The organism is Microbacterium sp. MMO-10 (assembly GCF_037148715.1).
Lineage (GTDB): Bacteria > Actinomycetota > Actinomycetes > Actinomycetales > Microbacteriaceae > Microbacterium.
In genome coordinates, this window is the sequence record NZ_JBBCSV010000005.1 from 119,721 (window position 1) to 133,745 (window position 14,025).

At 69.2% G+C, this 14,025-nt stretch carries 13 protein-coding genes; 7 read left to right on the forward strand and 6 right to left on the reverse strand.

Annotated features, from left to right (window positions below; translation table 11 throughout):
• Positions 1-2 precede the first annotated feature (2 nt).
• The 3 genes from ctaD (at position 3) to WFJ17_RS16625 (ending at position 2,721) form a co-directional block, all read left to right on the forward strand.
• Positions 3-1,730, forward strand: a complete 1,728-nt coding sequence (gene ctaD / locus WFJ17_RS16615; protein ID WP_251441914.1) for an aa3-type cytochrome oxidase subunit I — start codon at positions 3-5, stop codon at positions 1,728-1,730.
• A 3-nt stretch (positions 1,731-1,733) separates the two neighbouring features.
• Entirely contained in the window at positions 1,734-2,168 is a 435-nt protein-coding gene (locus tag WFJ17_RS16620) for a cytochrome c oxidase subunit 4 (RefSeq protein ID WP_251441911.1), read from the forward strand.
• Between the two features lie 148 nt (positions 2,169-2,316).
• Positions 2,317-2,721 carry a VOC family protein gene (locus WFJ17_RS16625; RefSeq protein ID WP_336648991.1) on the forward strand — a complete coding sequence of 135 codons (405 nt, stop codon included), beginning with the start codon at positions 2,317-2,319 and terminating at the stop codon, positions 2,719-2,721.
• Positions 2,722-2,788: 67 nt separating this feature from the next.
• Here WFJ17_RS16625 and WFJ17_RS16630 read toward each other — a convergent pair whose 3' ends face one another.
• The 5 genes from WFJ17_RS16630 to ctaE form a co-directional block, all read right to left on the reverse strand.
• The gene (locus WFJ17_RS16630; RefSeq protein WP_336648992.1) at positions 2,789-3,208 is read right to left on the reverse strand and encodes a rhodanese-like domain-containing protein; all 420 of its coding nucleotides are present in this window, start codon (positions 3,206-3,208) and stop codon (positions 2,789-2,791) included.
• An 81-nt stretch (positions 3,209-3,289) separates the two neighbouring features.
• The gene (qcrB, locus tag WFJ17_RS16635) at positions 3,290-5,101 is read right to left on the reverse strand and encodes a cytochrome bc1 complex cytochrome b subunit (RefSeq protein WP_251441904.1); all 1,812 of its coding nucleotides are present in this window, start codon (positions 5,099-5,101) and stop codon (positions 3,290-3,292) included.
• Entirely contained in the window at positions 5,098-6,171 is a 1,074-nt protein-coding gene (gene qcrA, locus WFJ17_RS16640; protein ID WP_251441894.1) for a cytochrome bc1 complex Rieske iron-sulfur subunit, read from the reverse strand. Before qcrA ends, qcrB begins: the two co-directional genes overlap by 4 nt.
• 33 nt (positions 6,172-6,204) lie before the next feature.
• The gene (gene qcrC / locus WFJ17_RS16645; RefSeq protein ID WP_251441891.1) at positions 6,205-7,002 is read right to left on the reverse strand and encodes a cytochrome bc1 complex diheme cytochrome c subunit; all 798 of its coding nucleotides are present in this window, start codon (positions 7,000-7,002) and stop codon (positions 6,205-6,207) included.
• A 21-nt stretch (positions 7,003-7,023) separates the two neighbouring features.
• Positions 7,024-7,656 carry an aa3-type cytochrome oxidase subunit III gene (ctaE, locus tag WFJ17_RS16650; protein ID WP_442927998.1) on the reverse strand — a complete coding sequence of 211 codons (633 nt, stop codon included), beginning with the start codon at positions 7,654-7,656 and terminating at the stop codon, positions 7,024-7,026.
• Between the two features lie 180 nt (positions 7,657-7,836).
• On the opposite strand from ctaE, the gene trpD reads away from it, so the two are divergent.
• Both trpD and WFJ17_RS16660 read left to right on the forward strand, forming a co-directional pair.
• Complete coding sequence (trpD, locus tag WFJ17_RS16655) at positions 7,837-8,901, forward strand: anthranilate phosphoribosyltransferase (RefSeq protein ID WP_251441888.1); 1,065 nt, start codon at positions 7,837-7,839, stop codon at positions 8,899-8,901.
• A 15-nt stretch (positions 8,902-8,916) separates the two neighbouring features.
• Positions 8,917-9,903: a PHP domain-containing protein gene (locus tag WFJ17_RS16660; protein WP_292886074.1), complete on the forward strand. Its 987-nt coding sequence runs from the start codon at positions 8,917-8,919 to the stop codon at positions 9,901-9,903.
• Positions 9,904-9,912: 9 nt separating this feature from the next.
• Here WFJ17_RS16660 and WFJ17_RS16665 read toward each other — a convergent pair whose 3' ends face one another.
• The gene (locus WFJ17_RS16665) at positions 9,913-10,848 is read right to left on the reverse strand and encodes a 5'-3' exonuclease (RefSeq protein WP_336648993.1); all 936 of its coding nucleotides are present in this window, start codon (positions 10,846-10,848) and stop codon (positions 9,913-9,915) included.
• 294 nt (positions 10,849-11,142) lie between these two features.
• On the opposite strand from WFJ17_RS16665, the gene rpsA reads away from it, so the two are divergent.
• Together rpsA and WFJ17_RS16675 are read left to right on the forward strand one after the other, a co-directional pair.
• The gene (gene rpsA, locus WFJ17_RS16670; protein ID WP_251441879.1) at positions 11,143-12,600 is read left to right on the forward strand and encodes a 30S ribosomal protein S1; all 1,458 of its coding nucleotides are present in this window, start codon (positions 11,143-11,145) and stop codon (positions 12,598-12,600) included.
• Between the two features lie 179 nt (positions 12,601-12,779).
• A complete protein-coding gene (locus WFJ17_RS16675; RefSeq protein ID WP_251441875.1) occupies positions 12,780-13,991 on the forward strand; it encodes an MFS transporter in 1,212 nt (403 codons plus the stop codon).
• Positions 13,992-14,025: the final 34 nt, after the last annotated feature.

Here is a 14,025-nt window from a genome sequence, read left to right on the forward strand (position 1 = left end):
GAATGACGAGCACTCTTCCCGACACGTCCGAGGTCGGCGCGCGTCCGACGACGATCCCGCCGCGCCAGGCGGCGCTGCTCAGCTCGACCCGCGTCGAGCAGAAGGGCAACATCGTCGTCAAGTGGATCACCTCCACGGACCACAAGACGATCGGGTACATGTATCTGATCGCCTCGGTGCTGTTCTTCCTCCTCGGCGGCGTGATGGCCCTGATCATCCGCGCCGAGCTGTTCTCGCCGGGCATGCAGATCATCCCGACGAAGGAGCAGTACAACCAGCTGTTCACGATGCACGGCACGATCATGCTGCTGATGTTCGCGACGCCGCTGTTCGCCGGTTTCGCGAACGCGATCCTGCCGCTGCAGATCGGTGCGCCGGATGTCGCGTTCCCGCGTCTGAACGCCTTCGCCTTCTGGCTGTTCCTCTTCGGCTCGACCATCGCGGTCGCCGGCTTCCTCACCCCACAGGGTGCGGCCTCGTTCGGCTGGTTCGCCTACCAGCCCCTCGCGAGCGCCTCGTTCACGCCCGGTGCGGGCGGCAACCTCTGGATGCTCGGCCTCGGCATGTCCGGTTTCGGTACCATCCTGGGTGCGGTGAACTTCATCACCACGATCATCACGATGCGGGCCCCCGGCATGACGATGTGGCGCATGCCGATCTTCTCGTGGAACACGCTGATCACCAGCCTGCTGATCCTGATGGCGTTCCCGGTGCTGGCCGCCGCGATGCTGGCCGCCGCGGCGGACCGCGTCCTCGGCGCCCACATCTACGACCCGGCCAACGGCGGCGTCCTGCTCTGGCAGCACCTGTTCTGGTTCTTCGGCCACCCCGAGGTGTACATCATCGCGCTGCCGTTCTTCGGCATCGTCTCGGAGATCTTCCCGGTGTTCAGCCGGAAGCCGATCTTCGGATACAAGACCCTCGTCTACGCGACGATCGCGATCGCGGCCCTCTCCGTGGCGGTGTGGGCGCACCACATGTACGTCACCGGCGGTGTGCTGCTGCCGTTCTTCGCGCTCATGACGATGCTCATCGCGGTCCCGACCGGCGTCAAGATCTTCAACTGGATCGGCACGCTGTGGCGAGGATCCGTGACCTTCGAGACGCCGATGGTGTTCTCGCTCGGCTTCCTGGTCTCGTTCGTCTTCGGTGGTCTGACCGGTGTGATCCTGGCCTCCCCGCCGCTGGACTTCTTCCTCTCGGACTCCTACTTCGTGGTGGCGCACTTCCACTACGTGGTGTTCGGCACGGTCGTGTTCGCGATGTTCGCCGGGTTCTACTTCTGGTGGCCGAAGTGGACGGGTCGCATGCTCAACGAGCGCCTCGGTTACGTTCACTTCTGGATGCTCTTCATCGGCTTCCACATGACCTTCCTCATCCAGCACTGGCTGGGCGTCGACGGCATGCCGCGTCGTTACGCCGACTACTCGGCCTACGACAACTGGACGTGGGAGAACCAGGTCTCGACGATCGGCGCCATCATCCTGGGCGCCTCGATGCTGCCGTTCTTCCTGAACGTCTGGCTCACGTCGCGCAAGGCTCCGAAGGTCACGGTCAACGACCCCTGGGGCTATGGCGCTTCGCTCGAGTGGGCGACGTCGTGCCCGCCGCCGCGGCACAACTTCACCTCGATCCCGCGCATCCGCAGTGAGCGTCCCGCGTTCGACCTGAACCACCCGGAGGCGGCCGAGCACCCGGTCGCTGCTGCCGCCGACGGAAAGGGCCACTGACCCATGCGCGACAACATCGTCCTCTGGTGGATCCTCACCGCGTTCTTCGCCCTGATGGGTGTGACCTACACGGTCTGGAACCTCGTCGCCCACGCGGGCGAGCCGCCCGTCCGGGCGATCGAGTGGGTCGGCACCGTCGCCCTGTTCTTCGCGGCCTTCATGGGCGCGATGGTCGCCTTCTACCTGGACCGCACGCACAAGGCGCAGGGCGGGACGCTCCCCGAGGACATCCTCACCAGCGACATCGATGACGGCGACCCGGAACTCGGCGAGTTCAGCCCGTGGTCCTGGTGGCCGATCGTGCTCGCCGGCGCAGCTGCGGTGGGCATGATCGCCCTGGCCGTCGGGGTGTTCCTCTTCCCGGTGGCGCTGGCGATCTTCGTCGTCGCGATCGTCGGCTGGGTCTACGAGTACTACCGCGGCCACTTCGCCCGCTGAGTCCTTCCGCACGAGGCCCCTGGAGCTCCTGGCTCCGGGGGCCTCGTCGTCTTGTGCCTGTGGATCGCGTGACGGTCACGGTGGGAGAGGGCTATCATCCCGATGGACGGCATGATCGGACGCCGTGAGGCATCGAGGGAGGCCACCGATGGACGGAGGCGATCTGGCGTCGCTCGGACAGGTGTCGCGCCGCGTCCGTGACATCGATGTCGCCGTCAGCTGGTACCGCGATGTCCTCGGCCTGCCGCACCTGTACACCTACGGCGACCTCGCATTCTTCGACCTGAACGGCACGCGGCTGTTCCTGAGCGCGGCGGACGACGGTGCGGGCGAGAGAGGCGAGTCGGTGCTGTACTTCCGCGTCGAGGACATCCACGCCGCCCACGAGGCCCTGACGGCGAAAGGTGTGGTCTTCCTCGACGCTCCGCACCTGATCCATCGTCATGACTCGGGTGTCGAGGAATGGATGGCGTTCTTCGCCGACCCCGACGGGCGCACCCTCGCGGTGATGGCGCAGACAGCACCCGTGGATTCCTCAGAGCCGGCGTCCTGAGCCGCTGCACGCCGCTGCGATGGCGCTCCACGTGACCTCTCTCCGAGGCGCGGGGGAGCGCGGGCGCTCAGGCCGTTGTGCGGATGCGCGGGATCCCGGTGAGCGGGTCCACCGGTCGACGATGGATCCCGTCCGCATTCTCGACGGGGTATCCCTCGCGCACCCAGTACTCGAAGCCGCCGATCATGAGCTTCACGTCGTAGCCGAGCTTGGCGAACTCCCGCGCGCCCTTGTCGCCGGCGTTGCACCCGGGGCTCCAGCAGTAGACCACCACGGGGGTGCCCTGAGGGATCTCCTGAGGCGCCCGGGCGGCGATCTCGCTGTAGTGCATATGGATCGCGTCGACGACACGCCCCTGAGCCCACGCCTCGTCGCTGCGCACGTCCACCACGGCGATGCGCTCACCGGACGTGCGGGCGGCGTGCAGGTCGCTCGCATCGGTCTCGAAGGCGAGCTTGGTGGCGAAGTGTTCGGCGGCAGAAGTCATGACGCCAGGCTACCGCGGGGGGCGCGATGGCAACGACGAAGGCCCCGTCAGATGACGGGGCCTTCGTCGTGCGGGGGAGGGTTACTCGCCCTGCTCCTTCTTGGGCAGCGACTCCGGCGCGAGCGCGGAGCTCGGCGTGTTCGGCGTCTCGCTGACGTGCGTGGTGTCGACCGGCGCGATCTGGTCCTCGCTCACACCCGCGCGGGCGTGGGAGGCCACGATCTCGTCGTGCGCGCCCTCGTTGACGTCGTGCAGCGCGTGGCGCTGGTGGGCGTCCGCCGCAGCGACCTCGGCCTGCGTGAGCGGGGAGAGGCGGTCCTCGAAGAACCAGCGCGACATCGACGAGCGCAGGTTCTGCGTCCAGGGGATGCGGCCCTTCGCGTTGGGGCGGACGACGAGCGGCTCGTACACCTCGGTGTCGATGAGCTTCCAGCGGTCGTACACGTCGACCGGCTTGTGCACCTCGATGAACTCGCCACCCGGGAGGCGGACGATGCGTCCGGACTCGTAGCCGTGCAGGACGATCTCACGATCCTTCTTCTGCAGGGCGATGCAGATCCGCTTCGTGACGAAGTAGCTGAGCACCGGGCCGATGAACAGCAGCGCCTGGAGCGTGTGGATCACGCCCTCCATCGTCAGCGAGAAGTGCGTCGCGATCAGGTCGGAGGATGCCGCCGCCCACAGGGTGGCGTAGAAGACCACGCCGGCGACGCCGATCGCGGTGCGGGTCGCCGCGGTACGGGGACGCTGTGCGATGTGGTGCTCGCGCTTGTCGCCGGTGAGCCACGCCTCGATGAAGGGGTAGACGGCGACGAGCACGATGAACAGGCCGAGCACGAGCACGGGGATGATGATCCCGAACGACCAGGTGTGGTCGAGGAACACCACGTCGAGGTTCGACGGCGCCAGGCGGAGCGCCCCGTCGGCGAAGCCGATGTACCAGTCGGGCTGCGTACCCGCCGAGACCGGGGAGGGGTCGTAGGGGCCGTAGTTCCAGATCGGGTTGATCTGGAAGAGCGAGGCGATCAGCACGATCACACCGAACGTGATGAACAGGAAGCCGCCCATCTTGGACATGTAGATCGGCATCATCGGGTAGCCCACGACGTTGTCCTCGGAGCGACCGGGGCCCGCGAACTGGGTGTGCTTGTTGATGACCATGAGCATCAGGTGCAGCACGACCAGGCCGATGACCAGCAGCGGCAGGATCAGGATGTGGAGCGTGTACAGGCGTCCGACGATCTGATCGCCCGGGAACTCGCCGCCGAAGAGCATGAACGAGGTCCAGGTGCCGATCAGGGGGAGACCCTTGATCATGCCGTCGATGATGCGCAGACCGTTGCCCGAGAGCAGGTCGTCGGGGAGCGAGTAGCCGGTGAAGCCCTCGGCCATCGCGAGGACGAACAGCACGAAGCCGATCACCCAGTTCAGCTCGCGCGGCTTGCGGAACGCACCGGTGAAGAAGACACGGAGCATGTGCACGCCGATGCCGGCCACGAACGTCAGCGCCGCCCAGTGGTGGATCTGACGGACCAGCAGGCCGCCGCGGATGTCGAACGAGATGCGCAGGGTGGAGTCGAGCGCGGCCGACATCTCCACGCCCCGCATCGGGGGGTAGGCGCCGGAGTAGTGCGTGGGCACCATCGAGGCCTGGAAGAAGAACGTCAGGAACGTGCCGGACAGCAGCACGACGACGAAGCTCCACAGCGCGATCTCGCCGAGCATGAACGACCAGTGATCCGGGAAGATCTTGCGGCCGAGCTCCTTGACGAAGCCGGAGAGGCTCGTCCGCTCATCGATGTAGTTCGAGAGGCCGCCGACGAATCGGCCGCCCAGAGGCGCCTCCGAGGGCTTCTCCGAGGACTTCGGCTCGGTAACAGTTGCGGTGCTCAATGGCGCTCCCAGAAGCTCGGACCGACGGGTTCGTGGAAATCGCTCTGCGCGACGAGGTAGCCCTCGTCATCGACCGTGATCGGCAGCTGCGGCAGCGGACGCGCGGCCGGGCCGAAGATGACCTTGGCGTGCTCCGTGACGTCGAACTGCGACTGGTGGCACGGGCAGAGCAGGTGGTGGGTCTGCTGCTCGTAGAGCGCGACCGGGCAGCCGACGTGGGTGCAGACCTTGGAGTACGCGACGATGCCGTTGTACGACCAGCTCTTGCGCTCCTCGGACTCGATGAGCTGCTCGGGGAGCAGGCGCATGAGCAGCACGATCGCCTTGGCCTTCTCCTCGAGGTAGCCGTCCTCGTGGCCGATCTTCCCGAGCGGCTCGGGGATCACGTGCACGGCCGAGCCGATCGTGATGTCCGCGGCGCGGATCGGGGTGCCGTCGGGGTCGTGCGCCAGGCGCATGCCCTTCTCCCACATCGTGTGCTGCAGGAGCTTGACCGGCTGGCCCGCGATCGGGTTCTCCGGGGTGTCCTGGGGCGCGAGACCGCGGAACAGGGCCAGGCCGGGAACGACGGACGCCACGACGGCGGCGATGAGGGAGTTGCGGATCATGACGCGACGCCCGAAGCCGGACTCCTCGTTCGCGTCGGCGAACGCCTGGATGGCCGCCTCGCGGGTCGAGTCGCGACCGCGCGTCGGGTGGCGGTACTCGACGTGCTCCTTGTCGGCCATGATCGCCTTCGACCAGTGGATCGCGCCGATGCCGAGGGCCAGCAGGGCGAGGGCGATGCCGAGGCCGATGAACAGGTTGTTGTAGCGCACGTCGATGAGCGAGCCGCTCTCGATCGGGAACAGCATGTAGGCGGCGACCGCCCAGATGCTGCCCGCGAGGGAGAGGTAGAAGAGCGTGTAGACCGTGCGGACGGCGGTCTTCATCGCCTTCGGATCCTGGTCGGTGATGCGCTCGCGGTGCGGGGGCAGTCCCGGGTTCTGCGCGGGATCGCTGACGTCGACGCTCAGCCCGGCCGGTGCCTGATAGGTCCGGTCAAGAGCGTGCGGGTCGTCGTGTGCCATGGTTCTCCTCGTACGTTCTTCGATATGCCGGCGTCAGTTGGACTTCGCCGTGATCCACACGGTGATGGCGACGAGTGCGCCGATTCCGAAGATCCAGATGAACAGGCCCTCCGAGACGGGGCCGAGGGATCCGAGATCCATGCCGCCGACCTGGGTCGCCTTCTGCTGGAAGAGCAGCGCGGAGATGATGTCGCGCTTGTCCTCGGGCGTCAGGTTCATGTCGCCGAAGACCGGCATGTTCTGCGGGCCGGTGACCATCGCCGCGTACATGTGCAGCGCGCTGGTCTTCATGAGGCCGGGAGCGTACTTGCCCTCCGTGAGGGCTCCACCGGCGCCGGCGACGTTGTGGCACATCGCGCAGTTGATCCGGAACAGCTCGGCGCCGTGGGCGACGTCGCCCTTGCCGTCGATGATCTTCTCGTCCGGGTAGGTCGGGCCGGGAGCGACCGACTGGACCCAGGCCGCGACGTTCTTGATCTGCTCCTCGGTGAACTGCGGGTGCTTCTGCGGGGCCTGCGGTCCCTGCATCTGCAGCGGCATGCGGCCCGTGGACATCTGGAACTCGACGGCCAGCTCGCCGACGCCGTAGAGGCTCGGGCCGGTCGCGGTGCCCTGCAGGTTCATGCCGTGGCAGGTCGCGCAGTTCGCCTGGAACAGCTTCTGGCCGTCCTCAGTCGACACCGCGGCGGTGACGGACGCCGGCTCGGTGGCGGCGAACGCCGCGCTCGCACCGGCGTAGACGCCGCCGGTGATCATCAGGCCTGCACCGATCAGCGCCGCTGCTGCCAGGGGGCTGCGACGGCCGGAACGGCGCTTCTTCTCACGTGCCATGTCGGGGATCCGCTCCGCTTCTTACTTGAGGAAATAGATGACGAAGAACAGCACGATCCAGACGACGTCGACGAAGTGCCAGTAGTAGGACACCACGATCGCGGTCGTCGCCTCCTTGTGCGTGAAGTTCTTGACGGCGAAGGCGCGGCCGAGGGTCAGCAGGAACGCGACCAGACCGCCCGTGACGTGCAGGGCGTGGAAGCCGGTGGTGATGTAGAACGCGGACGCGTACGAGTCGGCCGAGATCGGCATGCCCTCGGCGACGAGCTGCGAGTACTCCCACACCTGGCCGGACACGAAGAACGCGCCCATGATGAAGGTCACCCAGAACCAGGGGACCATGCCCCAGCGCTTGCGGCCCTTGTCGTTCACCGCCGTGTACGGCTGCATGCGCTCCGCGGCGAACACGCCCATCTGGCAGGTGAACGAGGACGCCACCAGGACCAGGGTGTTGATCGCGGCGAACGGCACGTTCAGGTGCTCGGTGCGCGAGGCCCAGAGCTCCGGAGAGGTGCTGCGCAGGGTGAAGTAGATCGCGAAGAGTCCCGCGAAGAACATCACTTCACTGCCGAGCCAGACAATGGTTCCCACAGCCACCGGGTTGGGGCGCTTGATCGTTCTCGCCGCCGGGGCATACGTCGCTGAGGTCGTCACCCGTCCATTATGGCCGATCCGGGAGGCCGATTGTCGCACCGGCCGCGGCGGTTCAGCCCGTCGCAGGCTCGGTGCGACCTCGGAACCCGCCGCGAATCCCCTGAGAGCCGCGGCGTTGCGCGGGAGGGCGCGGATCCGCGACGGCGATCACGACTGCATCACATCGATAGGATCGCTGGCATGGCGGAAGCTCTGACCTGGCCCGATGTCCTCTCCACCCTCCTCGCCGGACGCGATCTCAGCGTCTACGAGTCCACCTGGGCCATGCGCCAGGTGATGCGCGGCCAGGCGACCGAGGCGCAGCTCGCGGGGTTCCTCGTCGGCCTGCGCGCGAAGGGGGAGACGATCGACGAGGTCGTCGGCTTCCGCGACGCGATCCTCGAGGCGGCCGTGCCGCTCCCGGTCTCCTCGGACGTCCTCGACATCGTCGGCACGGGCGGCGACCGCGTCGGCACCGTGAACGTGTCGACGACGGCCGCGATCATCATCGGTGCCACCGGGGTGCCGGTCGTCAAGCACGGCAACCGCGCGGCGAGCTCGTCGTCGGGTTCGTCCGACGTCCTCGGCGCGCTGGGTCTGCAGCTCACCCTCGACCCGCGGGCCGTCGCCGAGATCCTGGACCGCACCGGCATCACGTTCGCCTGGGCGGGGGCGTTCCACCCCGGCTTCAAGAACGCCGGCGCCGTCCGCGCCGAGCTCGGGGTGCCGACGGTCTTCAACATGCTCGGCCCGCTCTGCAACCCCGCACGCGCCGAGGCGAACGCCGTCGGCGTGGCCCAGCTGGACCGCGTGCCCCTCATCACGGGCGTGTTCCGCACGCGCGGCGCCACGGCGCTCGTGTTCCGCGGCGACGACGGACTGGACGAGCTGACGACCACCGGTCACAGCAGGATCTGGGAGGTCACCCGCGGCGACATCCACGAGCACGACCTGGATCCCCGGGACCTGGGCATCCCGCTCGCCGACCTCGCGGACCTCATCGGGGGATCCCCGGAGCACAACGCCGGAGTACTGCGGCGCACGCTCGAGGGAGAGAAGGGGGCGGTGCGCGACATCGTGCTGCTGAACGCCGCGGCCGGGATCGTCGCCTACGAGCTGTCGCACGACGCGGCGCAGGCGCAGGTGCCGATCGTGCAGCGGCTGCGCGACGCGTACGGCCGGGCCGAGGCGGCCGTCGACGACGGCCGCGCCGTCGCGAAGCTGGACGCCTGGGTCGCGGCGTCGCGGGAGCTCGCGGCGGACTGAGCGCAGGAGGCAGGCATGGATCCCCAGGAGGCGCTGCTCGAGATCGCCCGGCTGCTCGAGCGGGAGCGGGCGTCGCGGTACCGCGCCAAGGCGTTCCGCGCCGCGGCCGAGACCTACGCGGGCCTTCCGGAGGACGCGCGACGGGATCCGGGCCGGATCCAGCAGGCGAAGGGGATCGGATCCTCCACGTTCGAGGTGATCCGCCAGGCGCTCGCGGGCGAGACGCCGTCCTATCTCGTCGAGCTGCGCGGCGAGGTCGAGCCGGAGATCGTCTCGGAGCTGCGCACGCGCCTGCGCGGCGACCTGCACGCGCACACCGAGTGGTCGGACGGGACGACGCCGATCGCGGCGATGGCCGACGCGGCGCGCGCGCTGGGGCACGAGTACCTCGCGATCACCGATCACTCGCCGCGGCTGCGCGTGGCGCGCGGCCTGACCGCGGAGCGCCTGCGGACCCAGCTGCCGCAGGTGCGGGCGCTCAGCGGGGACGGGCTCACGATGCTCACCGGCATCGAGGTCGACATCCTCGACGACGGGCGCCTGGACCAGGAGGATCGGCTGCTCGGCGAGCTCGACATCGTGGTCGCCTCGGTGCATTCCAAGCTGGCCATGGAACCCGCGCCGATGACCCGGCGCATGGTCGCCGCGGTCTCGAACCCGCGCGTCAGCGTGCTCGGACACGTCACCGGCCAGCTCGTGCAGGGGGATCGGGGCACGCGGCCGCCCTCGCGATTCGACGGCCGTGCCGTCTTCGAGGCGTGCGCCGAGCACGGCGTCGCCGTGGAGATCAACTCCCGTCCCGAGCGGCACGACCCGCCCGACGCGCTGCTCGCGCTCGCGCTCGAGATCGGGTGCCTGTTCTCGATCGACTCCGACGCGCACGCCCCCGGCCAGCTGTCGCTGCTGGACCACGGCGCCGAACGCGCCGAGCGTGCCGGGGTGCCCGCGGAGCGGATCGTGACGACGTGGGGGCTCGAGCGCCTGCTGCGCTGGGCCGGCTGAGGGGCCGGGTCAGGCCGTGCGGCTGAGCGCCTCCAGCGCGCGGGCCATCGACGTGCCCAGGTTCCAACGCTCCGCGACGCCGACCGCGGCCGCGGTCTCCGCGGGGTCGAGCGGTCGCAGGGGCTCGTCGGGGACGGCGATGGGAAGCGCGGTCGCGACGCGCACCACGATCGGGGCGACGTCGAGGTAGTCGGAGGCGGCGAGGATCTTCTTCGCGACGCCGGCCGACATGCCCTCCGCAGCCTCGGCGGCGGCACGGATCGCCGGGAGGTCGCCGTGCACGGCGAGCAGGTTCGCGGCCGTCTTCTCGCCGACCCCGGCCACGCCGGGGAGCCCGTCGGACGCGTCGCCGCGCATCGTCGCGAAGTCGGCGTACTGGCTCGGGAGCACTCCGTACTTGCGCACCACCGCCTCCTCGGTGAGGTCCTCGAGGTTGCTCATGCCGCGGCCGGTGTAGACCACCCTGACTCCGCGGGCGTCGTCCACGAGCTGGAACAGGTCCCGGTCGCCCGTGATGATGTCGACGGGCATGTCCGCGCCGGTCGCGAGGGTCCCGATCACGTCGTCGGCCTCGTGCTCCGCCACTCCGACGACCGGGATCCGCAGCGCCGCGAGCGCTTCGCGGATGATCGGGATCTGCGCTTCGAGCGGGTCGGGCACCTCTTCGACGTCCGCGCCGCCGGGCACGACCTCGACCACGCGGTGCGCCTTGTAGCTCGGGATGAGGTCGACCCGCCACTGCGGACGCCAGTCGTCGTCCCAGCAGGCGACGAGGTGCGTGGGCCGATAGGACGACACGAGCTTGGCGATCATGTCGAGGAGGCCGCGGGCCGCGTTGACCGAGGTGCCGTCCGGCGCCTTGACCGTGTCCGGCACGCCGTAGAACGCGCGGAAGTACAGGCTGGCGGTGTCGAGGAGGAGCAGCTTCGGCGCGGCGTCGGTCATCCCCACAGTCTGCCAGTGCTCGGCCGGTCCTGCGGGGGAGCGGGCGTGCGGGAACACGGCGCCGGTCAGCGGCGTTGTTCCCCGGGTGCGGGGAGGCGGTCCCGCGTCCCCGCGCCGGCTGCGAATGCGGTTTCCCGAGCCCGGGCGACCTGATAGCATGAAGTGTCACCCGCGGGGGCTTCCTCGCGCGTGCGTGACGAACAACACACATCCATTCCGCTGCGATGCGATCCTGTGCCCCTTCGAGGGCGTGCATCGCGGCCCGAGTATCCATCAACAAGGACAACCCACTACATGACTACCGCAACGGCCGCTCCGGCCACCAAGCAGGTCGCGATCAACGACATCGGATCTGCCGAGGACTTCCTGGCTGCGGTCGAGAAGACCCTGAAGTTCTTCAACGACGGCGACATCATCGAGGGCACGATCGTCAAGATCGACCGCGACGAGGTGCTGCTGGACGTCGGCTACAAGACCGAGGGCGTCATCCCCTCGCGCGAGCTGAGCATCAAGCACGACGTCGACCCCAACGAGGTCGTCTCCGTCGGCGACCAGGTCGAGGCCCTCGTCCTCCAGAAGGAGGACAAGGAAGGCCGTCTGATCCTGTCCAAGAAGCGCGCCCAGTACGAGCGCGCCTGGGGCGACGTGGAGAAGATCAAGGAGAACGACGGCGTCGTCACCGGTCAGGTCATCGAGGTCGTCAAGGGTGGACTCATCGTCGACATCGGCCTCCGCGGCTTCCTGCCGGCGTCGCTCATCGAGCTGCGCCGCGTCCGCGACCTCACGCCGTACCTCGGCCAGGAGCTCGAGGCCAAGATCCTCGAGCTCGACAAGAACCGCAACAACGTGGTCCTGTCGCGCCGCGCCCTGCTCGAGCAGACGCAGTCCGAGTCGCGCACCACGTTCCTCAACAACCTGCACAAGGGCCAGGTCCGCAAGGGCGTCGTGTCGTCGATCGTGAACTTCGGTGCGTTCGTCGACCTCGGCGGCGTGGACGGCCTCGTGCACGTCTCCGAGCTGTCCTGGAAGCACATCGAGCACGCCTCCGAGGTCGTCGAGGTGGGCCAGGAGGTCACCGTCGAGATCCTCGAGGTCGACCTCGACCGCGAGCGCGTCTCCCTGTCGCTGAAGGCGACGCAGGAGGACCCGTGGCAGGTCTTCGCCCGCACCCACGCCATCGGCCAGGTCACCCCGGGCAAGGTCACCAAGCTCGTTCCGTTCGGTGCGTTCGTGCGCGTCGCGGACGGCATCGAGGGCCTCGTGCACATCTCGGAGCTGTCCAGCAAGCACGTCGAGCTGGCCGAGCAGGTCGTCTCGGTGGGCGAAGAGGTCTTCGTCAAGGTCATCGACATCGACCTCGAGCGTCGCCGCATCTCGCTGTCGCTGAAGCAGGCCAACGAGTCGGTCGACCCCTACGGCACCGAGTTCGACCCGGCCCTGTACGGCATGCTCGCCGAGTACGACGAGAACGGCGAGTACAAGTACCCGGAGGGCTTCGACGCCGAGACCGGCGCCTGGAAGGAAGGCTTCGACGCTCAGCGCGAGGCTTGGGAGCAGGAGTACGCGGCTGCCCAGGCTCGCTGGGAGGCGCACAAGGCCCAGGTGCTCAAGGCCGCCGAGGCCGAGGCCGCCGCGGGCGACGACTTCGGGGGCGCGCAGTCGTTCTCGAGCGACTCCGCCGGTGCCGGCACGCTGGCCGACGACGAGGCTCTCGCGGCTCTCCGCGAGAAGCTCTCTGGCGGCAACGCGTAAGCAGCCGATCCACGCAACGGGCCGTCACCTCGCCTTCGGGCGGGTGGCGGCCCGTTCCGCGTCTGAGTCCGGCCCGCCGGGTGCGGTCGGCTCGGACGCGTGGGGCGTGTGAGGATGAAGGACATGGATCCTCTCGCATCGCACCCGCGCGCCGGCGCAGGAGCGCGGATCCGGATCCCGTGAGCTTCCCCGGCCACGCCCCCGGTTCCCCGCAGTACCGGAGACTCATCCTCGGCCTCTTCTTCGCCGGAATCGCGACCTTCGCGCAGCTGTACGCGCCGCAGGCGGTGCTGCCGCAGCTGGCCGCCGATCTGGGGGTCTCCCCGGCGACGGCCGCGCTGAGCGTCTCCGCGGCGACGCTGGGGCTCGCCGCCTCCGTGATCGGCTGGTCGGTGGTCGCCGATCGCATCGGGCGGGTGCCCGCGATGGCGATCGGGGTGATCGCGGCGACGGCGCTCGGTCTGGCCGCCCCCTTCGGCGGGAGCATCGTCCTGCTCCTCGCGCTCCGATGCGCCGAGGGCGTCGCGCTCGGCGCGGTCCCCGCCGTCGCCCTGGCGTATCTCGCCGAGGAGGTGGGGCCGCGGTATGCGGCAGCCGCGGCGGGAAGCTACATCGCGGGGACGACCGTCGGCGGGCTCGCCGGGCGGATCGTGTCCGGGCTGGTGGCCGAGGGGGCGGGGTGGCGGGCCGGCGTGTGGACGGCGACGGGCCTCTGCGCGGTGGCGACAGCGCTGTTCCTCTGGCTCGCGCCGCGCTCGCAGGGCTTCGTGCCCGTCCGTGCCCGGACTGGACGGCGGGCGGGCGTCGCCACGCGCCTGCGGCGGCTGCTGGCCTCGCCTCGCCAGCTCGCGCTGTACGCTCAGGGGTTTCTGCTCATGGGCGCCTTCGTGGCGGTCTACAACTATCTGGGCTTCCACCTCGCGGCGCCCCCGTTCGCGCTTCCCGCATGGCTAGTGACCCTGCTGTTCGTCGCCTACCTCGCGGGAACGATCGCCTCGCCCTGGGCGGGTGTGCTCGCGTCGCGCGGCGGGAGGTATCCGGTACTGCTGGGCTCGATCGCGGTGATGGCGGGCGGTGCGCTGCTCATGCTGACCGCGAGCACGGTCGTCGTGATCGCCGGTCTTCTGCTCTTCACCGCGGGATTCTTCGGGGCGCATGCCGTGGCGTCGGGGTGGACCTCGGCCGCCGCCGAGCCCGAGAGCCGCGCTCAGGCGTCGTCGTTGTACTACTTCGCGTACTACGCCGGCTCGAGCCTGTTCGGGTGGGCACTCGGCATCGCGTTCGGAGCCTGGGGGTGGAGCTGGTTCGCGGCGATCGTGATCGCGATGTGCGGTCTCGCCGCAGCCGCGGCGGGGACCGCGCTGCGCGGTGCCGATCCCTCCGCCCGCTGAGCCGCAGCCGTCGCCGCGCCGGCGGCGATCGCCC